The sequence below is a fragment of the Mesorhizobium sp. M0571 genome, from assembly GCF_040320985.1.
Taxonomy (GTDB): Bacteria; Pseudomonadota; Alphaproteobacteria; order Rhizobiales; family Rhizobiaceae; genus Mesorhizobium.
This window is the reverse complement of record NZ_JAMYQT010000026.1, coordinates 50296-71577: the sequence shown is the minus strand read 5'-3', so window position 1 is coordinate 71577 and position 21282 is coordinate 50296. Positions and strand designations below refer to the sequence as shown.

At 62.6% G+C, this 21282-nt stretch carries 21 protein-coding genes, 1 tRNA gene and 3 pseudogenes; 17 read left to right on the top strand and 8 right to left on the bottom strand.

Going from position 1 to position 21282, the window contains the following annotated elements; genetic code table 11:
• Positions 1-130 precede the first annotated feature (130 nt).
• Together NKI85_RS25865 and NKI85_RS25860 are read left to right on the top strand one after the other, a co-directional pair.
• Positions 131-361: pseudogene (locus NKI85_RS25865) on the top strand (winged helix-turn-helix transcriptional regulator); the annotation flags it as partial.
• Entirely contained in the window at positions 327-671 is a 345-nt protein-coding gene (locus tag NKI85_RS25860) for a type 2 periplasmic-binding domain-containing protein (RefSeq protein WP_352532249.1), read from the top strand. The pseudogene NKI85_RS25865 and the gene NKI85_RS25860, both read left to right, overlap by 35 nt.
• An 88-nt stretch (positions 672-759) precedes the next feature.
• On the opposite strand, the pseudogene NKI85_RS25855 reads toward NKI85_RS25860, so the two are convergent.
• Positions 760-1492, bottom strand: a pseudogene (locus NKI85_RS25855) (SDR family NAD(P)-dependent oxidoreductase).
• A 159-nt stretch (positions 1493-1651) separates the two neighbouring features.
• Here NKI85_RS25855 and NKI85_RS25850 point away from each other — a divergent pair.
• Positions 1652-2011, top strand: a complete 360-nt coding sequence (locus tag NKI85_RS25850; RefSeq protein ID WP_352532265.1) for a winged helix-turn-helix transcriptional regulator — start codon at positions 1652-1654, stop codon at positions 2009-2011.
• Positions 2012-2166: 155 nt separating this feature from the next.
• On the opposite strand, the gene NKI85_RS25845 is transcribed toward NKI85_RS25850, so the two are convergent.
• From NKI85_RS25845 to NKI85_RS25830, 4 genes are all read right to left on the bottom strand, one after another.
• Positions 2167-2248 (bottom strand) — tRNA-OTHER (locus NKI85_RS25845).
• Positions 2249-2313: 65 nt separating this feature from the next.
• On the bottom strand, positions 2314-2928 hold the full coding sequence (locus NKI85_RS25840; protein ID WP_352532247.1) for a TetR/AcrR family transcriptional regulator: 615 nt from the start codon (positions 2926-2928) through the stop codon (positions 2314-2316).
• 141 nt (positions 2929-3069) lie between these two features.
• Complete coding sequence (locus NKI85_RS25835; RefSeq protein WP_352778726.1) at positions 3070-6180, bottom strand: efflux RND transporter permease subunit; 3111 nt, start codon at positions 6178-6180, stop codon at positions 3070-3072.
• A gap of 2 nt (positions 6181-6182) precedes the next feature.
• A complete protein-coding gene (locus tag NKI85_RS25830) occupies positions 6183-7292 on the bottom strand; it encodes an efflux RND transporter periplasmic adaptor subunit (RefSeq protein ID WP_352778729.1) in 1110 nt (369 codons plus the stop codon).
• Between the two features lie 85 nt (positions 7293-7377).
• Between NKI85_RS25830 and NKI85_RS25825 the strand changes: the two genes are divergently transcribed.
• The 6 genes and pseudogenes from NKI85_RS25825 to NKI85_RS25800 all read left to right on the top strand — a co-directional run bounded on the left by NKI85_RS25825 (position 7378) and on the right by NKI85_RS25800 (position 12381).
• Positions 7378-7956 carry a TetR/AcrR family transcriptional regulator gene (locus tag NKI85_RS25825; protein WP_352532263.1) on the top strand — a complete coding sequence of 193 codons (579 nt, stop codon included), beginning with the start codon at positions 7378-7380 and terminating at the stop codon, positions 7954-7956.
• Positions 7957-8002: 46 nt separating this feature from the next.
• On the top strand, positions 8003-9271 hold the full coding sequence (fabF, locus tag NKI85_RS25820) for a beta-ketoacyl-ACP synthase II (protein ID WP_352778724.1): 1269 nt from the start codon (positions 8003-8005) through the stop codon (positions 9269-9271).
• Between the two features lie 177 nt (positions 9272-9448).
• Positions 9449-9871 (top strand): annotated as a pseudogene (locus tag NKI85_RS25815) (cell division protein FtsZ); the annotation flags it as partial.
• Between the two features lie 19 nt (positions 9872-9890).
• Positions 9891-10442 (top strand): substrate-binding domain-containing protein, encoded by a 552-nt coding sequence (locus tag NKI85_RS25810; protein ID WP_352528922.1) that lies wholly within the window; start codon positions 9891-9893, stop codon positions 10440-10442.
• An 803-nt stretch (positions 10443-11245) separates the two neighbouring features.
• Complete coding sequence (locus NKI85_RS25805; RefSeq protein WP_352528920.1) at positions 11246-11833, top strand: YqaA family protein; 588 nt, start codon at positions 11246-11248, stop codon at positions 11831-11833.
• A gap of 29 nt (positions 11834-11862) precedes the next feature.
• A complete protein-coding gene (locus NKI85_RS25800; RefSeq protein ID WP_352528918.1) occupies positions 11863-12381 on the top strand; it encodes a disulfide bond formation protein B in 519 nt (172 codons plus the stop codon).
• A gap of 151 nt (positions 12382-12532) precedes the next feature.
• Here NKI85_RS25800 and NKI85_RS25795 read toward each other — a convergent pair whose 3' ends face one another.
• Positions 12533-13090 carry an HNH endonuclease gene (locus NKI85_RS25795; RefSeq protein WP_023677956.1) on the bottom strand — a complete coding sequence of 186 codons (558 nt, stop codon included), beginning with the start codon at positions 13088-13090 and terminating at the stop codon, positions 12533-12535.
• Positions 13091-13219: 129 nt separating this feature from the next.
• Positions 13220-13861, bottom strand: coding sequence for a DNA-3-methyladenine glycosylase family protein (locus NKI85_RS25790; protein WP_352528916.1), 642 nt, complete (start codon positions 13859-13861; stop codon positions 13220-13222).
• Between the two features lie 122 nt (positions 13862-13983).
• Between NKI85_RS25790 and gluQRS the strand changes: the two genes are divergently transcribed.
• Both gluQRS and NKI85_RS25780 read left to right on the top strand, forming a co-directional pair.
• Entirely contained in the window at positions 13984-14859 is an 876-nt protein-coding gene (gene gluQRS, locus NKI85_RS25785; protein ID WP_352528914.1) for a tRNA glutamyl-Q(34) synthetase GluQRS, read from the top strand.
• 128 nt (positions 14860-14987) lie between these two features.
• On the top strand, positions 14988-15878 hold the full coding sequence (locus tag NKI85_RS25780) for a DMT family transporter (protein ID WP_352528912.1): 891 nt from the start codon (positions 14988-14990) through the stop codon (positions 15876-15878).
• On the opposite strand, the gene NKI85_RS25775 is transcribed toward NKI85_RS25780, so the two are convergent.
• On the bottom strand, positions 15845-16699 hold the full coding sequence (locus tag NKI85_RS25775) for a YihY/virulence factor BrkB family protein (protein WP_292656768.1): 855 nt from the start codon (positions 16697-16699) through the stop codon (positions 15845-15847). The genes NKI85_RS25780 and NKI85_RS25775 overlap by 34 nt on opposite strands.
• A 57-nt stretch (positions 16700-16756) precedes the next feature.
• Between NKI85_RS25775 and NKI85_RS25770 the strand changes: the two genes are divergently transcribed.
• The 6 genes from NKI85_RS25770 (at position 16757) to NKI85_RS25745 (ending at position 21190) form a co-directional block, all read left to right on the top strand.
• Entirely contained in the window at positions 16757-17623 is an 867-nt protein-coding gene (locus NKI85_RS25770; RefSeq protein ID WP_352528910.1) for an SDR family oxidoreductase, read from the top strand.
• Positions 17624-17646: 23 nt separating this feature from the next.
• On the top strand, positions 17647-17838 hold the full coding sequence (locus NKI85_RS25765) for a twin transmembrane helix small protein (protein ID WP_023677950.1): 192 nt from the start codon (positions 17647-17649) through the stop codon (positions 17836-17838).
• Between the two features lie 29 nt (positions 17839-17867).
• The gene (locus NKI85_RS25760; RefSeq protein ID WP_352778719.1) at positions 17868-18449 is read left to right on the top strand and encodes a cob(I)yrinic acid a,c-diamide adenosyltransferase; all 582 of its coding nucleotides are present in this window, start codon (positions 17868-17870) and stop codon (positions 18447-18449) included.
• A 25-nt stretch (positions 18450-18474) separates the two neighbouring features.
• Positions 18475-19278, top strand: a complete 804-nt coding sequence (locus NKI85_RS25755; protein WP_352528906.1) for a rhomboid family intramembrane serine protease — start codon at positions 18475-18477, stop codon at positions 19276-19278.
• A gap of 208 nt (positions 19279-19486) precedes the next feature.
• A complete protein-coding gene (locus NKI85_RS25750) occupies positions 19487-20236 on the top strand; it encodes an electron transfer flavoprotein subunit beta/FixA family protein (RefSeq protein ID WP_352528904.1) in 750 nt (249 codons plus the stop codon).
• 24 nt (positions 20237-20260) lie between these two features.
• Entirely contained in the window at positions 20261-21190 is a 930-nt protein-coding gene (locus tag NKI85_RS25745; protein WP_352528902.1) for an electron transfer flavoprotein subunit alpha/FixB family protein, read from the top strand.
• Positions 21191-21282 lie beyond the last annotated feature (92 nt).

Genomic DNA, 21282 nt, shown 5'->3' with positions numbered 1-21282 from the left:
TGCATCGGACCCCGTTCCTGAATCTGGTAACTCTTTGTCACAAAAGAAGTTTCTCAGATTCTTGGGGCCGATGCACCCCTTACCTTGAGATATTCAGGCTAGGACCGCGGCTGAAGCCCTGCGCGCCCCACAGCGTATGTTGACCGTGACGCTCCGAAACTTGGAGAGGGATGGTTTCCTTGTCCGACACTACTTTCCGGAGGTTCCACCGCGCGTTGAGTACGAGCTTACCGACATGGGCTCGAGCCTGTTGCCAGCCTTGGAGGGCTTCACCAGCTGGATAAGGGAGCACTGGCCTCTCATCGAAGACGCACGCCGCACCTTCGATGAAGAACATCATCCTCGGGCAGCAGGGAGTTAGTTCGGAAGCCCCACGGCCCGCCAACACATCCCTCAAATCGACCTGTCCAAGCCGGCAAGGAAGGGCGAACTCCGCCAACCTAATCGCCGGCCTTGGCTGGGAACATATGCCATTGCCGATCGTCGCTGATGAACTCGTAGCGGAACAGCTTGTTCAGATCCTGCTGGAAGGACCTAGACGCGGCCTTTTATCGATGCAGGCCATTTACAAGGCCGACAGCCTTCCTGGTCGGGCCGCTCGTTGGTTGCTTGACCGCATCCGCTCCCCTGCGAACATGCGGTTGCGCGAATGGGCCGGGCTGAGAGCGTAGCGTCTACATTGAAATTTGCAGTTCGACGCAGCGCGATGAGGGCTCCGATTCCGGCCCACGAAACCCTCATGCTCGGACAGTCAAGGCCTCAGACTTGCGCCAGGCCACCATCGACGAACACCTCGCCGCCAGTCATGAAACTGCTGTCCGACGACGCTAGAAACGCGGCGACCGCTCCCGTCTCCGACGGGTCGCCCATGCGGCCGAGCACGGTCGACGCGCCCATCGCGGCAATCCCTTCCTCACCCAAGACTTCGAGCGCCAGCTCGGTCGTGGTCGGCCCGGGGACAGCACATTAATACGGATGCCCGTGCCGCGCAGATCCAGCGCCCAGCTACGGGCCAGATTGCGGATCGCGGCCTTGGTCGCGCTGTAGATACTGAACGCCGGCGTCCCCATCACCCCCGTGCTGGAGCCGGTCAGAATGATCGACGCCCCATCAGTCATCAGCGGCAGGGCTTCTGCACGGTAAAGATCGTCCCCTTCACATTGATGTCGAAGATCTGGTCGTAGTGCTTGAGCGTAATTTCGCCGAGCGATGCGAACGAGCCGGTCCCGGCGTTGGCAAACAGGATGTCGAGACTGCCGCGTTCGGCCTTCACCGTCTCGTACAGCCGGTCGAGGTCGGACAAATCGGTAACCGAGCCCTGAACGGCGCGCACCGAGGACCCTAACTGCGCCACGGCAGCGTCGAGCGTCTCCTGCCGTCGTCCGAAGATGTAGACGAACGCGCCTTCGTCGATGAACCGCTTGGCAGCCCCGAGTCCGATGCCGCTTCCGCCGCCCGTTATCACTGCCGTCTTACCTTGTAGCCTGCTCATGGTGTGCTCCTTCATTGAGGTTGCACTAAGCTGGCGGCACACCCACCTATTGACAAGTATGCACCTTTTGGTAAGTATCTAGAAATGTCATCAGATCGTTCGGAACCGACCTTGCCGCCAGCGCGCGCTGTGCCGCCGGCCCAGACCTGCACCCCGACGCTGCCCGGCTTCACCTGCGGTCTCGACGCGACGCTGCGGGTCATCGCCGGCAAGTGGAAGCCACTGATCCTGTACTTCGTCGCCCAAGACGGCCCGACCCGCTACGGCGAGCTGCGGCGAGCCGTGCGCGACGTCAGCGACAAGATGCTGATCCAGCAACTCAAAGAGTTGGAGGCCGACGGTCTTGTGAAGCGGACTGATTACAGAGAGATCCCACCGCGGGTGGACTACAGCCTCACTCCGCTGGGCAGGAGCCTTGCCGAGGCGCTGGTGCCGCTTTGCTCCTGGGGCACGGAAAACATGGCCGAGGTCACGCGCGTCTTTGCCCAGCGCGAATCCTGGACCAGGAATAAAGGGTAAGCTGACGGTTCCGAGGGCGCTCGCGGCGTCGGCTCTCCATAGGGTTTGTTTGCGCTGCCTCGAACGCCTTGCGCCAACGTCAGACCAAGCACGGCGCTCGAGGGACACCGGTGCTGTTGTCCGTCTCTAAATCAAATCTGCTCGTTCTGAAGAGGTGGTGCGGGTGGTCGGAATCGAACCGACTCCTTGCGGAACCGGATTTTGAATCCAGCCGTCTACCAATTCCACCACACCCGCATGCAACCACCACCTATTTTCGACTTCAGCTTCCACTAGCGCAGCGAAAGGTCTGTGCTGGCATGTTAGGCTGACTTGCCAAGAGCTTTCAGGCAAAATCGAATCTGCTCGCGCAAGCCCACTTCGGTATCCTCCCCGTGTTCGAGGCAGTGCTCAATCAGAATTGGGTGGAGGAACGGCGCGAACGCGGTGTGGACGGCACGCGCCGCCCCAGCGGAATCATCGACTTTGAATTCGCTCGATTCGATGCCCTCGCGGATGATGACCCCTAAAGTCGTTACCATGCGCTCGATATGCACCTTGATGATCGCCCAGTTCTCCTGCATGGCGGCGACAATCAGGTCGTGCATGCGCTTTTCCTTGACCAGCGTCATCTTCTTGTGGTGGTGAACGGCGGTCAGTAGCTGGCCGAGTTTCTCCCCGGCCGGCGCGTTCGTGTGTGCGATTGCGAGGGCGATGTCAGCTACCTCGTTCACAACTCGCCCGCAGATGGATTCTTTGATTGCGTCCCTGGAGGGGAAGAAACGGTAGACATTTGCCGTGCTCATGCCGAGTTCGGAGGCGATGTCGGCCACCGACGTCTTATGGTAGCCGATGCGGCGAAAGTGCTCTTCCGCCACCTCCAGGATGCGCGCGCGCACCTCGTCGGGATCGGTTCGCGTTCGGACCGGACGATTCATGGACATCTCCTGAGCTGATGAATCCAACCCGCCGGGCTCGCGTGTCCGATCATCGGTAGGTAAGATCGTACGGCTGGCCTTGCCTATGTGAGGCAAAGCCAGCGGGCGAGTACTTGAATCGTCTCCTCCGACAACGGAGCCCTACTCGGCCGCCATTGCTGGTTGCAATTCCGGTTCCTTCGTCGAATCCTCATGGGACTCATCCGCAGTCGGCTTGATCCGGAACCACGCTACATAGAGTGCTGGAAGGAACAGCAGGATCAGCACCGTGCCGGCCGCCGTGCCGCCGATCAGCGTGTAGGCCATCGATCCCCAGAAGACCGAGTGCGTGAGGGGGATGAAGGCCAGCACGGCGGCAAGTGCGGTCAGGATCACCGGCCTCGTGCGTTGCACCGTGGCCTCGATGACGGCGTGATAGTCGTCAAGGCCGGCAGCACGGTTCTCCTTGATCTGTTCCGTCAGGATCAGCGTATTGCGCATCAGGATGCCAGCCAGTCCTATCAGGCCCAAAATGGCGTTGAATCCGAAGGGCTGGTTGAAGGTGAGCAAAATGGGCACGACGCCGACAAGACCGAGCGGCGCCGTCAGCACGACCATCGCCATCGTCGAGAAGGATCGCACCTGCAGTATGATGACGATCAGCATGGCGGCGATCATGGCTGGGAAGACTTTACCCAGCGCGGTGTTGGCCTTGATCGCCTCCTCGATCGATCCACCCAGTTCGATGCGATAGCCGGCCGGAAGGGATGCGATCAGCGGCTGAAGGGCGGTCATGATCTGCTTGGAGACCTCCGGAGGCTGGGTTGCCTCGTTGATGTCCGAGCGGATCGTGATGACGGGTGTGCGATCGCGGCGCTTCAGGATCGGCTCTTCCAAGCGGACTTCCGAGTGACCGATCTGGTCAAGTGGAATCTGGCGGCCATCCCGGCTCATCAGCGAGAAATCCGCCAGACGCGACGGATCCAGCCGCTCGCCGCCGGCGCTGCGTGCCACGATGGGGACATTGCGAATGTCCTCGCGGACCTGCGTGACGGGGATACCGGTGAGCAGGAACTGCAGCTGCTGGCCCACCTCCGCCGGCGACAGCCCGATGAGGTTGACTCGATCCTGATCCGGGATGAAGCGTAGTACGGGCGTGCGATTTCCCCAGTCGCGGTTGGCCTGCCGCACGTCCGGAACGCCTCGCATGATATCGAGGGCTTTTTCAGAGATGGCGTATAGTTGCGCGGGATCAGGTCCCATGACCCGGAACTCGACCGGGAACGGCGTGTAGGGGCCGAACACAAGCTGCGTAACGCGGATATAGGCCTCGGGCGCAAGCCCTTGTGACACCGCCGCACGGAGTCGCTGCTTCAAAGCCTCGCGTGCCTCCGCGTCCGGTGTCAGCACGACAATCTTGGCAAAGGCAGGATCAGGCAGTTCCGGCGCCATCGCGAAGAAAAAGCGGGGAGCGCCCTGACCGACGTAGCTCGTCACGATCTTGGCCTCGGGTTGGTCGCCAAGCCAGTGCTCCAGCTTCTCCACCGTGGCGGTCGTCGTCTCGATGCTGGTGCCTTCCGGCAGGCGAACCTCGATCAGCACTTCGGGGCGGTCGGATGTCGGGAAGAACTGCTGCTTGAGCGCGCCCATGCCGACAACCGAAAGCGCGAAAACGATGCCGACGACACCGCAGGTTACGAACTTGTGGCGCACTGCAAAGGTGATGAGCCGGCGAAGGCGCCGGTAGTTCGGTGTGTCGTATATGGCGTGGACGCCGCCTTCGACCGCTTTGATCGCGGGCAGCATCTTGACGCCTAGATACGGCGTGAAGACCACAGCGACGATCCAGGAGACGATGAGGGCGAAGCCTACGACCCAGAAGATGTTGCCGGCGTATTCGCCGGCCGTCGAACGCGCGAAGCCCACCGGCAGGAAGCCGGCGATCGTCACGAGCGTGCCTGACAGCATCGGCGCCGCGGTATGGCTCCACGCATAGGCCGCCGCCTTGATGCGGTCCATGCCCTCTTCCATCTTCACCACCATCACCTCGATGGCGATGATGGCGTCGTCCACGAGAAGGCCGAGCGCCAGGATGAGGGCGCCGAGCGTGATGCGGTCGAAGAACCGGCCGGTTTCCAGCATGATGAGGAACACCACGGCGAGCGTCAGGGGGACGGCGGCAGCCACGACGATGCCGACGCGCCACCCGAGGCTGAGCAAGCTCACCAGGAGCACCACACCGAGCGCCATAGCGAATTTGAGCATGAACTCGTTGACCGACGAGTCGATGTTCACGGCTTGGTCGCTGACCTTGGCCAGCGTCATCCCGAGCGGCAGCGTCTGTGCGATAGAAGCGGACCTCTCCTCCAGCGCCTTGCCGAGTTCAAGACCATTCCAGCCCTCCTGCATCACCGCCCCGAGCATGATGGTCGGCTCGCCCTGATGCCGGATGACGTAGGTGGGGGGATCCTCGTAGCCGCGGCGGACCTCGGCGATGTCGGAGAGCTTCAGCGTCCGTCCCGCGGCGACGATCGGCGTGTCGGCGATCGCCTGGACACTGTCATAGGCGCCGTCGACCCGGATGAAGACCTGCGGCCCCTGAGTGTCGATCGAGCCGGCCGGTGTGACGGTGTTCTGCCGTTGCAAGGCGGCAACGATATCCTGGGCCGACACACCGAGGGTGGCCAGTTTGGCGTAGGAAAACTCGACGAATATCTGTTCGGGACGTTCGCCGAGGATGTTGATCTTCTTGACGCCGGGCACGTGCAGGAGGTCCTGGCGAATGGTCTCGGCTTGCCTGGCGAGTTCCCGCATCGGCATGCCTTGAGCCTTCAACGCATAAAGGGCGAAACTGACGTCCGAATATTCGTCGTTGACGAAGGGACCGAGCACGCCGGGCGGCAGGTTGCGGGCTTCATCCCCGAGCTTCTTGCGGGCCTGGTAGAACTCCTCCTGCACGCTGGATGGCGGTGTGCTGTCCTTCAGCGTAACCGTCAAATACGCATAGCCTGGTCGTGTCGTCGTCTCGACCCGGTCATACCAGGTCAGCTCCTGAAGCCGCTTCTCCAGCGGTTCGGCGACGAGGTCCTGCATCTCGCGCGCCGTCGCGCCCGGCCATACGGTCGTGACCGTGAGGGTCTTGATCGTGAAGGAAGGATCCTCAGCCCGCCCAAGCATGAGGAAGGCGTAGGCGCCGGCCGCGACCAGCAGGATGATGAAGAAAAGGGTGACGGCCCGTTCGCGAACGGCGATCGCGGAAAAATTGAGGTTCATCGTCAGTTGCTCCCGCTCTCGGAAGCAGTCCTGACGCGGGCCCCCTCCTTCAGGAGATGAGCGCCGAGCGAAACAATCGATTGATCCGAACTCAGTCCGGAGACCACGGCGGTTTCGCTGGTCACACGAACAAGGTTGACGGGCCGAAAGTGTACGGTCGAGGTAGCTCGATCCAGGGCCCAGACGCCGGTCTTGCTGCCGTCATCGAGCACGGCTCCCAGCGGGACCTGGACTTCCGGCTGGCTGGCCTGGCTTGCAATCCGGATGGTGACGGTCGCGCCAAGCGGTGCTGCCGCGGCCTCGCCGTCGAGCACGTAGCGGGCCTCGTAGGTACGGGTCTGGGGATCGGCGGCATCCGACAACTGCCGCAGATGCGCTGTATAGCGTCCAGCGGCGCCGTACACGCCGGCCTCGGCCGCCGAGCCAATCGCCGGCCGGATCGTTTCGGGAAGCGCGACCACAGCTTCACGGGGGCCGGCCTGGGCGATCCGAACCACTGTCTGGCCGGCGGAAACGACCTGTCCCGGCTCGCCGAGCGTTTCGACCACCGTCCCATCCGCGTCCGCCACCAGGACGGAATAGGCCGCTTCGTTCTCCGCGACTTTCGCTTCCGCTTCTGCGGCGGCGAGCTGTGCGGTCGCGGTATCCAGCGCGGCCTTCGCCTGCTCGTAGCGCTGCGGGGTTGCTGCCAATTCCTTCTTGACCAGAACGGCATAGCGCTTTTCGTCCGCGCTCGCCTGAACCAGCACAGCGCGTGCCGCGGCGACCGCGTTGCGCTTGGCGGTGAGCGCAAGGGCCAGATCGGTCTCATCGATCCTCAGCAGCGGTTGACCCGCCTTGACCCGTTCACCGACATTCACCAGACGCTGAACGATCTTGCCGGGTACGCGAAAACCAAGATTGCTCTGCACCCGCGCGGCAATTGTGCCCGTGAAGCCGCGTTCGGATCCGGCCACCGGCACTGCTGTCACCAATCTGACGATCGGTGCTTCCTGCCTCGGGTCGCCCGCGGCGGATGCCGCCTGCGTGCGAATGGGAAGTGTGGCAAACGCGCCCACCCCTAACCCCGCGACCAGGATGCCCCCCAGCCCAATGACAAGTCGCTTTTTCATGCCCATCGCCTCATGTCGAAATAGATTGCGTTCGTACGCTATACATGCTATTGATTACGAACGCAATCTAAAAAGGAGATCGATGATGCGAGTTAGTCGCAGCCAGGCCGAGCAAAACCGGCAAAACGTGATCGATGTGGCAAGTCGCCTTTTTCGCGAGCACGGCTTCGATGGCATCGGCCTCAAGGATCTGATGAAGGGTGCCGGGCTGACCCAAGGCGCTTTCTACAAGCAGTTCGCATCCAAGGAGGACTTGGCTGCACAGGCATCTAGCCGGGCGATGGAACATGCGACCCGCAGATGGTTGGCTGCCATCGCGGCGAAACCTGAGGATCCGCTTGGCGCGGTGATCGACTTCTATCTCAGCAGGGGACATCGCGAAGAGAGGATGGAGGGCTGCCCGGTCGTGGCGCTCGGCTCGGATGCCGCCAGACAGGGCAATAAGGTGAAGGCGTCATTCGAAGCGGGGATCGGAGAATACCTCGGGATGCTTGGCCCCTGGATTGGCGAGGCCGACGTCGATGCGCCCAGCGGCAAGGCCATGGCCATTCTTTCGACGATGGTCGGTGCGGTGCTCCTCTCGCGGGCGGTCAACGACCCCGACCTCGCGCAGGCTTTTCTGGATGCCGCGACCGATCAGGTTCGCAAAGCAGTTGCGGCTTGAACGGCGTGGCCAGCGCGATCGACGCATCCATGCGATAGGACAACAGATGCGACGGATTGTTGTTACAGGCATGGGCGCGGTCACCCCGCTTGCCGCCAATGTCGAAGCGTCCTGGTCGCGTCTGCTGGCCGGTCGTTCGGGGCTTCGGAAGCTTCCGGATGATATGGTGGGCGAACTGCCGGCGAAGATCGGCGGCGTGGTGCCGTCCATGGAAGAAGACCCCGAGGCTGGGTTTGATCCCGACACAATCCTGGCTCCGAAGGAACAGCGCAGGGCAGACCGCTTCATTCTCTTCGCACTGGCGGCGGCAGAAGAGGCGCTGTCCCAGGCGGGTTGGAAGCCAGTCTCGGACGATGACAGGGCTCGCACCGCGACGATCATCGCTTCGGGTGTCGGAGGATTTCCCGCCATAACCGAAGCTGTGAGAACCGTCGACCAGCGCGGTGTTCGGCGTCTCTCGCCGTTCACCGTGCCATCGTTCCTGGTGAACATGGCAGCGGGGCAAATTTCGATCCGATATGGTTTTAAAGGCCCGCTTGGCGCTCCGGTGACAGCGTGCGCAGCCGGCATTCAGGCGATCGGCGATGCGGCGCGTCTTATCCGCGCCAATGAAGCCGACATCGCCGTGTGCGGCGGAACCGAAGCCTGCATGAATGCGGTCAGTCTCGGCGGTTTTGCAGCAGCACGCTCTCTCTCGACATCCTTCAATCACCGTCCTGACCAGGCCTCCCGTCCATTCGACATGCTGCGTGACGGCTTCATCGTGGGCGAAGGAGCCGGAATCCTGGTCGTCGAGGCATTAAGCCACGCTCTTGCGCGCGGCGCCAAACCACTTGCCGAGCTTGTCGGCTATGGCACGACGGCGGACGCTTATCACATCACGTCCGGTCCCGAGGATGGCGACGGTGCGCGCCGAGCCATGGAGATCGCGATCACCCAAGCCGGCATTTCGGCACGGGAAATCCGCCATCTCAATGCGCACGCCACCTCCACGCCGGTCGGTGATGCGGGGGAAATCGAGGCGATCAAAAGGGTCTTTGGCGCGGATTTCAGCATAGCTGTCAGCGGAACGAAGGCGGCGACCGGACATCTGCTGGGAGCCGCCGGCGGGCTTGCAGCCATCTTCACGATCCTCGCGCTCAGGGATCAGGTTGCGCCGCCGACGCTCAATCTGACCGCTCCCGATCCGGCCGGCGACGGGATCGATTTCGTCGCAAACCAGGCCCGGCCAATGGAGATGGACCACGCGATCTGCAATGGCTTCGGTTTTGGAGGGGTCAACGCCAGTGCGTTGTTCCAGCGCTGGACGGGATGATCCGACCGGCGCGAGCACCGGAGCGGCCGGTGATTGAAACTTTACCGCTGACCCCTTGGCAATCCGGCCGCTTGCGATCGCGGCCCTATTCCCTGCCGGAAACGGAAGTTTCCGAGATTCGTATGTTCCGCGCATCCCCGGCAAGACTGGTGGGTGTGAATCTTATGGAGATTCGCGATGACTGCCATCCCCAACATCATTGAGCTGAAGCCAAGGATCACCGTGATCGGCGTGGGCGGAGGCGGTGGAAACGCCGTCAACAACATGATCCTCCAGAATCTCGAGGGCGCGGAATTCGTCGTTGCGAACACCGATGCCCAGGCGCTTGCCATGTCGAAGGCATCGCGCCTGATCCAGTTGGGCGCCAACGCGACAGCGGGGTTGGGAGCCGGCTCCCTCCCCGAACTCGGGCAGGCGGCCGCCGAGGAATCGATCGATGAGATCATGGACCATCTCGCCGGCACCCATATGTGTTTCGTGACGGCGGGCATGGGAGGCGGAACCGGAACCGGGGCAGCACCCGTCATTGCCCACGCCGTACGTCGGGCCGGCATTCTCACCGTGGGCGTCGTCACCAAGCCGTTCGTCTTCGAGGGCAGGCACCTCGAAGGCGACCGAGTTGGGTGCCGCCGTCGGGTTCGATAACGAAAAGGCCGGGCGCACGGCGGCACGCTACCTGCTTGACCTCGGCCACTCCCAATTCGGCATGATCGCGGGCATCACCAAGGACAACGATCGCGCGGCGGGTCGCCGGGACGGCTTTCTGCACGAACTCGAACGGTCAGGCATTGATCGCGCCATGGTTCCGATTGTGGAGGGGGCCTACAGGCTCGATGACGGCCGGACGTCCATGCAGCGACTGATGGAAGAAGACCGAAGGCCGACCGCGGTGTTTTGCGGCAGCGATATCCTGGCAGCCGGCGCCATCAAATACTGCCACGCAGCCGGAATCGCCGTCCCCGGGGAGATCTCGATCGTTGGCTTCGACAATCTTGAAATTGCTGAGCTCACCTCACCTGAATTGACCACGTTGGAAGTGCCGGCACGCGACATGGGCCGAATCGCTGCCGACTACATCCTGGCATCACCATCGCAGCGGCTGCATTTGAGGCAACGCGAGCTGGCCATCAGGTTGATCATCAGGGAAAGCACAGCTCCAGTGAGGCGTTAGGCACTTCGACATCCTAGGAAAACGCGTAAGAGCCCTCCGTTGCCGAAACCTAGTCTAAGTGTCCGCTTCCAGGTGGCGAACAGCCTCACTTAATGGCTGCAATGCGGCGCTTTGCTGCCATTCGCGACGCGGACAATAAGGTCGCCGATGGCTCATCAACGTGAATACGAGACGATCCGGTCAGCGTAGCCGGGAACATCGCAGCTGCGCCACAAATGCTTGAGGCGCTAGTCCGGGCTTTCCCCCTACCGACGATCATGGGGCAGCAGCACCGCAGGCTGGTGGGTGGTTAATGCCGCGTCGTGCATCTGCTTCGTCGACGAATGCCTTTTGTACGCCATTGGCGCCGCGAGCAGTTGCGGACGCGGCTCCTATTCTGCACCTAGGCGGCTTTGCGAGACTTCCAGGGATGAAGGTCTGATTCATTAAAGCATTGATTTTCTTATTCGTTTTTGGTTTTGCGACACTCCGTCGCATGGTAGACAAACCCCTTTTTGAGTCGAGCGCGTCTACCAATTCCGCCATAGGGGCTCAGGCCAGGCGGCCTGGATGGGCGCGGACTATACGGTTGGAGGCCTGTTCGTCAACTGGCCAATTCCCGCGACCCTATCTCGCCCAAGTCCAGCCTTTCGATTTCGTGAAGCAGCTGCCATTGTGCAGCGCGGAAAATCTTTCTAGACAGGCGGCGCATGTCATTTGGAGCGCACCTTGTCCGAAGAGGTTGATGCGGGCGCTTCCAAGTCTTTGTTTGTGCATGTCGTACCCAAAACCGCGACCGGTTTGGGCGTGCATTAGGAGTGCCGATGCTTCGCGGACTTTACGACTGGACCTTGTCGCTGGCGGCAAGCAAATCCGCCGAATGGTGGCTGGCCTTCATCGCTTTCGTCGAGAGCTCGGTGTTCCTGGTGCCGGCCGACGTGCTCTATCTGCCGATGGCGCTGTCGCGGCCGGATCGCGCCTATCGTTACGCGCTGATCGCCACCGTCGCCTCCGTGCTGGGCGGCATCGCCGGCTGGTTCATCGGCCATTACGCCTATGATGCGGTGGCGCGGCCGATCCTCGAATTTTATGGCAAGTATGACGAGTTCGAGGCGATGCGCGTCTCGTCGGGCACCGGCTTCATCATCCTGATGCTGGTCACCTCCGGCCTCGCCCATCTGCCGCCGATCAAGGTGGTGACGATCCTGTCCGGCGTCATCGGCGTTCCTTTGCTGCTGTTCATCGTGCTGGCAATCGTTGCGCGCGGCGCCCGCTTCCTGTTTCTCGCCTGGCTCTTGCGCCGCTATGGCGAGCCGATCCGCCACTTCATCGAAAAGCGCCTTGGCCAGATTGCGGGCGCCGCCGCCGCTGCCCTGATTTTGCTCTATATCGTCGTCAAATACGCCGTCTGAACGGCATCGAACCGAATGGACTGAGTCCGATGACAGCGACCGTGAATGCCGATACCGGACGCCAGCGGCTGCGCACCGCCCTGTTTCTCGCTGTCGCCATGGCCACCACGGTCGGCTCGGCGCTGGCCTTCCAGTATCTCGGCGGCTACATCCCCTGCAAGCTCTGCCTCGAGCAGCGCACGCCTTACTACGTCGGCGTGCCCTTGATGCTGCTGGCGGTGCTTGCGCCGGCTCTTCACGCGCCAGCCTGGGTAAGCCGTGGCCTGCTGGCTATTGGCGGCCTGCTGATGCTCTACGGCGTCTATCTCGGCGTTTATCACTCCGGCGTCGAATGGGCGTGGTGGCCAGGCCCGACCGATTGCACCGCAGCCGCCGGGCCGGTGGACACCGGCGGCAAGGGCGTGCTCGATGCGCTCGACAAATTCGTCCCGCCCTCCTGCGACAAGGCGGCGCTCCGCATCCTCGGCCTGTCGCTGGCCGGCTGGAACGCCATCGCCAGCTTTGTCCTGGCAGTCGTAGCCTTCCGCAGCGCCTTCGCCCGCGACTGATTTAGCGCGACACGAGATCATCCAAGAATTCGGCAGGCTGAGTCGGGTGGAGTGATTGTCGAGAACCGAAGCGGAGCGGACATTGGTCCGTGAGCATCGGAAGCGCAGAAAATCGCTTCAGACGGCCAGCCTCCCGAATTATCGGATGATCTCACGGCTCGAGTTCGACATCCCAGTACAGATAATCCATCCAGCTTTCGTGTAGATGGTTGGGCGGGAACAGGCGGCCGTTATTGTGCAGATCATGCACCGTCGGCTGGTACGGCTTCTGCAGCGGCCACATCTTGGCGTGCGCCGGCATCATGCCGCCCTTCCTCAGATTGCAGGGCGAGCAGGCAGCGACGACATTCTCCCAGGTCGTGGCGCCGCCGCGATGGCGCGGGATGACGTGGTCGAAGGTCAGATCGTCCGGCGTACCGCAATATTGGCACTGGAAACGGTCGCGCAGGAAGACGTTGAAGCGGGTAAACGCCGGATGCCTGGACGGCTTCACATAGGCCTTCAGGCTGACGACGCTCGGCAGCTTCATCGAGAAGGTCGGCGAAGAGACGGCGTGTTCGTATTCGGCGACGATGTTCACCCTCTCGAGGAACACCGCCTTGATGGCGTCCTGCCAGGACCAGAGCGACAAGGGGTAATAGCTGAGCGGACGGTAATCCGCATTCAGCACCAGCGCTGGAAGCCCATCCGGAGATACGGCAACCGTCACGTCGTTGACCTCCTTCACCCTCGAACCGGTCGACGCGGATACTGTAAGCCCGACATGACAGGGATGTGAAGCGGATTGTCGATCATCCCGGCCCTCAAAAACGCATGATTTCAATGCTTTTTTGCGGATTCAAGCCGGAGGCGCGGCGTCCCGGCCCTTCAATTCGCGATAATAAGCCCAGAAAAGCCGCGATGCGACACCGCGCCACGGGCTCCATGATTCGGCAAGCCGGATCAGCATTTTCTCCGGCGGACGCGGGTCGATGCCGAGTGCATGGCCGACCGCGCTCTGCAATGCAACGTCGCGCGCCGGAAAGATATCTGGGTGTCCGGCGGCAAACAAAAGGTAGACTTCAGCCGTCCACGAGCCGATGCCCGGCACCTTGGTCATGGCCGCGATCGCCTCGCTTGCATCGAGCCGGCACAGGTGATCGAGGTCGAGTCCCTCGGCCACCGCCCGGGCGACGGCAACCAGGCCGCGCTGCTTGGGCCGCGACAGCCCGGCCTCGCGAAAGATCGCCTCGTCGGCGGCAAGTATCGCCTGCGGCGTCAGCGGATCGAGCAGTCTCGCCAGCCGGCCGAAGATGGCATCGGCGCTCGCGCGGGACACTTGTTGTGAAACGACGATCGAGGCAAAGCTCCTGAACCCCGGCTCCGACAGCCTGAGCGGCACCTCGCCGGCCATGCCGCGCACTTTTTCCAGGCGTGGGTCGAGCAAGCATAGCCTATCCAGCCCTTGCGCAATGTCGTCGAGGCTGGCGATGCGTTGCATGTCTGCTTGTTCCAAAATCAAAAGTGCCGCACGCTTCGTCACGTGTCCCTCTGGACGCACGACGCCGCCGGCGCAAAGTAGCAATTGGCGAAAGCGCCGCACAACCCGTTTGCCGCCGGACAATGACACTGCTGACATTCCGCTTCGCGCCGAGCCCGAACGGCGAACTGCATCTCGGCCATGCCTATTCGGCGCTGCTCAATCAGAAATTGGCAAAGGCGGCGGGCGGACGCCTGCTGCTGCGCATCGAGGACATCGACACGACGCGCTGCACGCCGGAATTCGAGGCGGGCATTTTTCGCGACCTGAAATGGCTGGGGCTTGGCTGGGAGGAACCGGTGCGCCGCCAGTCCGAGCATTTTGCCGAATATCGGGCTATGCTAGAGCGGCTGATCGAAGCGGAGCTTGTCTATCCGGCCTTCATGAGCAGAAGTGAGATCCGCGCCTTCATCGCCGACAGCGAAAAGCGCGGCCGCGACTGGCCTCGCGACCCGGACGGCGTGCCGCTCTATCCCGCCGCCGACAAGGCGCTGCCGGCGAGCGAACGCAAACGGCGCATCGCCGAAAATGTGCCATTTGCCTGGCGGCTGGACGTCGATGCTGCAATAGCGCGCGCCGGCAAGGACCTGTCATGGGCCGAATACACGGACGAGACGCTCTCCGCGACGCGTCGTGTCGAAGCCCATCCGCAGGATTGGGGCGACGTGGTCGTGGCGCGCCGCGAAATCCCGACCAGCTATCACCTCGCCGTCACCATGGACGACGCGCTGCAGGGCGTCAGCCATGTCGTGCGCGGCCAGGATCTTTATTCCGCGACCAGCGTGCAGCGGCTGCTTCAGCAGCTGCTTGGCCTGCCGCAGCCGGCCTATTTTCACCATCGCCTGATCCTCGGCCCGGACGGACGAAAACTGTCGAAGAGTCTTGGCGATACCGGCCTTGCCGCCCAGCGTAAGGCGGGCGCATCGCCGGACGATGTGAGGCGGCTGGTCGGTCTCTAGCGGCGCCACCGGCATTCCTTGAATGGAAATGAGCCTAATGGATCAACGGTTTGGTTTTGCCTTCCGCTCGGAACGGCATTAGAGCAAGCGCGACAGTCAGTCCTCACCGACGCGTGGCCTCCGGAAAAATGCACAGCCTCAAGCGGTTCATCCCCGCCTCTTTCGTCGTCCTGTGGGCGACCGGCTTCATCGGCGCGCGCTATGCCATGCCGTGGGCGGAGCCCTTTACTTTCCTGGCCGCGCGCTTTGTCCTGGCCGCAATCCTGCTTGTCGCTTTGATGGCCGCACTTGGTTCGAGCCGCGCCACCCGCGACGAGGCGCTGCACGCGACCGGCGCCGGCATCCTGATGCATGGGGTCTATCTCGGCGGCGTGTTCTGGGCCATCCACCGGGGCATGCCCGCTGGGCTTTCAGCCCTGATCGTCGGCCTGCAGCCGCTGATCACGGCAGTGCTCGCCGGCCGGCTTCTGGGCGAGGCCATCCTGCCGCGCCACTGGGCCGGTCTCGGCCTCGGGTTGATCGGCGTGGTAATCGTGCTCTGGCCGAAGCTCGGCGCGCTCGGCGGCGGGGTGACGACCGAAACACTGGGGGCCTCGCTGGTCTCCGTACTCGGCATGAGTGCGGGCACGATCTGGCAGAAGCGTTTCGCCTCCGGCGGCGATCTGGTGGCTGCCACGTTCTGGCAATATGTCGGCGGCGCATCAGTGATGGCGCTGGCCTCGCTCGCCTTCGAGACCCGAACGGTCATCGTCAACGGCGAACTGATCTTCGCCATGGCCTGGCTCGTGCTGGTGCTATCGATCGGCGCCATCTTCCTGTTGATGGTGATGATCCGCGACGGCGAGATGTCGAAGGTCGCCTCGCTGTTTTACCTCGTGCCGGCCGTCACCGCGGTCATCGCCTGGGCATTGTTCGGTGAGCAGTTGAGCCCGCTCCAGATCGCCGGCATGGCGATCGCGACGCTCGGCGTCGGGCTGGCGACGGCTCAGCCGCCGACGCGGGCACGCGCCTCTAAATAGCGGCTGATCGCGGCGTTGAGCTCGCCACCGAGGATGAAGATCGCCGAGACGATATAGAGGAATACGACGGCGATCATAATCGAGGCGAGGCCGGCATAGGTCGTCACATAGGACGAGAAATGATCGAGATAGGCGGCGAAGATGGTCGATCCGATGAGCCAGCCGACCAACGTGAAGATGATGCCCGGCACGATCGAGACGAAGCGGCGCTTGCCGGCCGGCAACCAGAAATGCACGGCGAACAGACCGCCGATGATGACGACCGAGGCGATGACGTAACGCCACAGCGTGATCGTGCCCATGTAGGGCTTTATCCATTCGAAATGCGACTCGGCCAGCCGTGCCAGCAACGGCGCGAAGACCAGCAGCACGCTGATCGCCAAAAACCCGGCCGTCGCGATCAGCACGAAGATGATGCTCTGCACCCGCCGGTAGATGATGCCGCGCGTTTCCGAGACACGATAGGCGCGGTTGAGCGAAGTGCGCAGCGCCTCGATGCCGTTCGAGGCGAAGTATCCGGCAAGCACGATACCGTAGGTCAACAGGTCGCTGCGCCGGACGGTAAGCACGTTGAGCACTTCGCGCGCGATCGGTTTGGCGATCTGCTCGGGCCATGTGTCGAACACAAGGTGCACGGCGGTGTCGGCGAAAGCCTGCGCGCCGAAAAAACTCGCCAGCGTCGTGGCGAAGATCAGGAAAGGAAAAAGCGCCATCAGCGCGGTGATCGCCAGATGGCTGGCCATTGCCCAGCCGTCGTCGGTGTTGAAATGGCCGAGCGCGTCGTAGAGCACGCGTTTGAGGGCTACGATCTTCCGCAACAAGAACCGCGTTCCCTTCGATTGTCCCGACGTCGCGAATATGGGAAGGGTTTGCGGCAAATGACAACCCTAGGTCAAACCACCATTCCTCCCGGAGAAGAGTTGCGCACCATCATTGTCACCGGTGCCTCTTCCGGAATAGGCGCCTATTGCGCCCATGCTCTTAAGAAGGAAGGCTGGCGGGTGTTCGCAACGGCCCGAAAGCCTGAAGATATCGCCGCGCTCGACGCCGACGGCATCGAGGCCTTTTATCTGGACTACACCGAGCCCGGATCGATCGAGGCGCTGGTGGCGTCGGTGCTGGAGCGGACCGGCGGCCGGCTCGATGCCCTCTTCAACAACGGCGCCTACGGGCAGCCCGGCGCCGTCGAGGACCTGCCGGTCGAGGCGTTGCGGCAGCAGTTCGAGGCCAATGTCTTTGGCTGGCATGATCTCACTCGCCGTGTCGTACCGGTGATGCGCCGCCAGGGCCATGGCCGCCTCGTTCATTGCTCGTCGATCCTCGGTCTCGCGCCGCTGCCTTTCCGCGGCGCCTACTCGGCATCGAAGCACGCTCTCGAAGGGCTGATGCTGTCCCTCTATCAGGAACTCCGGGGTAGCGGCATCCATGTTTCACTGATCGAGCCGGGGCCGGTGAAATCGAAGATCGCCAGCAACAGCCTCGCATGGTTCTTGGCGAACATCGATCACGCGAAGTCAGTCCATCGCCTAGCCTATGACGCACAATTGGAACGGCTGCGGGCCGGCGGCAGCGCATCGCGGCTGAAGCCCGGGCCGGAGGTGGTTCACGCTGCCTTGCGCCATGCGCTTCTGTCGCGGCGCCCGCGACCGCATTATGTGGTAACGGTGCCGGCCAGGATCGGCGTAATCCTCAAACGCATCCTGCCGGCAGCGATGCTCTACCGCCTGCTCGCCAAACGCGCCTGAACGCAATTCAACTGGAACACACCATGGCAACCGTCTTCAACATCCTCGCCGTTCTCGTCATGGTCGCCGTGGTGATCGTGCTGATCCGCGGCCTCATCAACATGATGCGCGGCGGCTCCAGCATGACCTCTAACAAGCTGATGCAGACGCGCGTGCTGTTGCAGTTCGTGGCTTTGGTGCTGATCATGCTGGCGGTGTATTTCACCCGTAAGTGACGCAGCAGCCAGCAGCCGGGAGGTAACCCGTGGTCAAGCTCAACAAGATCTACACCCGCACCGGCGACGATGGCACCACCGGCCTTGGCTCCGGCGAGCGGCGGCTTAAATCCGACCTTCGCATCGACGCCTACGGCACCGTCGACGAGGCCAATGCCTGCATCGGCATGGCCCGTATCCATACAGCGGCAGTACATCCGTCGATCGATGCGATGCTCAGCCGCATCCAGAACGACCTTTTCGATCTCGGTGCCGATCTGGCAGTCCCCGACAATGGCAAGCCGCTCGACTACGAGCCGCTGCGCATCGTCGCCTCGCAGACCGACCGCATCGAACAGGACATCGACCTCCTCAACAAGAATCTGCAGCCGCTCAAATCCTTCGTGCTCAATGGCGGCACGCCGGCCGCCGCCGCCCTTCACCTCGCCCGCACGGTGGCTCGCCGCGCCGAGCGCATCATGGTGGCGCTGTCGCAAGACCCAAACGAGCCCGTCAACCGCGAGGCAATAAGGTACATCAACCGGGTCTCGGACTTTCTGTTCGTCGCCGCACGCGCGGTCAATGACAACGGAAACGCCGACGTGCTATGGGTTCCCGGCAAGAACCGCTGAATCCGCCGGAAGCGGGAGAGGCCCGATGTTTATCCCGCTTTACGACACCAACCGGCTGCGGCACATCAAGCTGCAATATGTGACGATCGGCCTGATCGCCCTCAATGTGTTGATCTACTTTGTCACCACACTTGGCGGTGAGGATTTCTCCAACGCCGCGGTGCTGGGCCTCGGCTTCATCCCGTCGGTTGTGCATGACAGCGCCGAACTCGCTCCGCAATTTGTCGTCATTCCGGAGAGCCTGAGCTACCTGACCTATTCTTTCCTGCACGCGGATATCTTCCACCTCGGCGGCAACATGCTGTTCCTGTGGGTGTTCGGCGACAATGTCGAGGATGCACTCGGCCACATCCGCTACCTCATCTTCTACCTGCTTTGCGCCATCGCCGGTGCTTTCTTCCAGGGTCTGGTGGCCTGGGATTCGCAAGTGCCGCTGATCGGCGCGTCGGGTGCCATCGCCGGTGTGGTCGTCGCCTATCTGATCCTTTATCCGCGGGTAAAGGTATGGGTGCTGGCCTTCGCCCGCATCCCGTTGCGCATTCCAGCCTTCATCCCGCTCATCCTGTGGATATTGTTCCAGATCTTCATGTTCGCCCAGGGTGGCGAGGATCAGGTTTCCTGGGCCTGCCATATTGGCGGCATCATCGCCGGAGCCGTGCTGGTGCTTGTCTTGCGCAGCCGTGGCGTACCGCTACTCGCCGGCGCCGACGAGGAGCCGGCCGTGGTCGCCGGTCCGGCGCCCGTTGCCGTGGAGCCGCCGGCAAGCGATCTGCCGCCCGCGCAGCCGGCGCCGCGCTGGGGCCGGGGAAGCGTTTCCGGTCTAGACTGAACCGATTTGAGTGCTTCGCCGAGGATCCGAGTGCGCCCTGGATATTGACGCGCGGGGTCGCCGCAACTACGGAAGCGCCACCCTACTGGCGTGGCGAAGACCAGAATTCCGTCCGGAATGTCGGCTTTCGACAACTCTGAAGAGGTGCATGCTGCTATAGCGCGCCCGACGAGCGTGAAGAGACTATCGTGAAAGAGGTGACAGGCAAATGAAGATCCTTGTGCCCGTGAAGCGGGTTGTGGATGCGAACGTCAAGGTCCGGGTGAAGGCGGATGGTTCGGCGGTGGAACTCGCCAACGTCAAGATGGCGATGAACCCGTTCGACGAGATCGCGGTGGAAGAGGCGATCCGGCTGAAGGAAGCTGGCAAGGCGGAAGAGATCATCGTCGTGTCGGTCGGGCCGCAGCAGGCACAGGAAACCTTGCGCACGGCGCTCGCCATGGGCGCCGACCGCGCCATCCTGGTCAAGACCGACGAGCAGACTGAGCCGCTCGGTGTCGCCAAGGTGCTGAAGGGCGTGGTCGAGGCAGAACAGCCCGGTCTCGTCATTCTCGGCAAGCAGGCGATCGACGACGATTCCAACCAGACCGGCCAGATGCTGGCGGCGCTTCTGGGCTGGGCGCAGGGCACCTTCGCCTCCAAGATCGTGCTCGACGGTGACAAGGCCAAGGTGACGCGCGAGGTCGATGGCGGCCTGCAGACGCTGGAACTGAAGATGCCGGCAATCGTCACGGCGGATCTGCGGCTGAACCAGCCACGCTACGCCTCGCTGCCCAACATCATGAAGGCCAAGAAGAAGCCGCTCGACGAGAAGACCCCGGCCGACTACGGCGCCGACGTCAAGCCGCGGCTGAAGGTGATCAAGACCGAGGAGCCGGGCGGCCGTAAGGCGGGCGTCAAGGTCAAGAGCGTGGCCGAACTCATCGACAAGCTCAAGAATGAAGCCGGCGTGCTGTAAGCAATCGGAAACGGAGACAAGAACATGGCTATTCTTCTGATTGCCGAACACGACAACGCAACGCTTTCCGACCAGACCGCGAAGGCGCTTTCGGCGGCACTGCAGATCGGTTCGGACGTGCATGTGCTGGTTGCCGGCAAGGGCGCCAAGCCGGCAGCGGACGCCGCCACCAGGCTCAAGGGCGTGAGCAAGGTGCTGCTCGCCGAAGCGGACGAACTCACCGAGCGTCTCGCCGAACCGCTGGCGGCGCTCGTCGTTTCGCTTGCTGAGCCATACGACACGATCATCGCGCCGGCGACCTCCTCGGGCAAGAACGTCTCGCCGCGTGTCGCGGCCCTGCTCGATGTGGCACAGATATCGGAAATCATCGAAGTCGTGTCGCCCGACACCTTCAAGCGGCCGATCTATGCCGGCAACGCCATCCAGACGGTGCAGTCGAGTGACGCCAAGAAGGTCATCACGGTGCGCACCGCTTCCTTCCAGGCGGCTCCCGAGGGCGGCTCGGCCACGGTCGAAACCGTGAAGGCCGCAGCCAACCCCGGCCTGTCCACCTTCGTCGAGAACAAGCTCTCGGAGACCGATCGTCCGGAGCTGACCTCGGCCAAGATCATCATTTCGGGCGGTCGCGCGCTGGGCTCCTCCGAGAAGTTCCAGGAGGTCATCCTGCCGGTCGCCGACAAGCTCGGTGCGGCCGTCGGCGCATCTCGCGCCGCCGTCGATGCCGGCTATGCGCCGAACGACTGGCAGGTCGGCCAGACCGGCAAGGTGGTAGCTCCCGACCTTTACATTGCCGTCGGCATCTCCGGCGCCATCCAGCACCTTGCCGGCATGAAGGATTCGAAGGTCATCGTTGCCATCAACAAGGACGAGGAGGCGCCGATCTTCCAGGTCGCCGACTACGGTCTCGTCGGCGACCTCTTCGTCATTCTGCCGGAACTGCAAAAGGCGCTTTGACGCCTTCTGCCAAAGCGTATTAAATTCTGAGGGGTGGGGTAGACGAAGTCGCCCCGCCCTTTTAGTGTGCACTGCACAAAAAACAGGCCGCA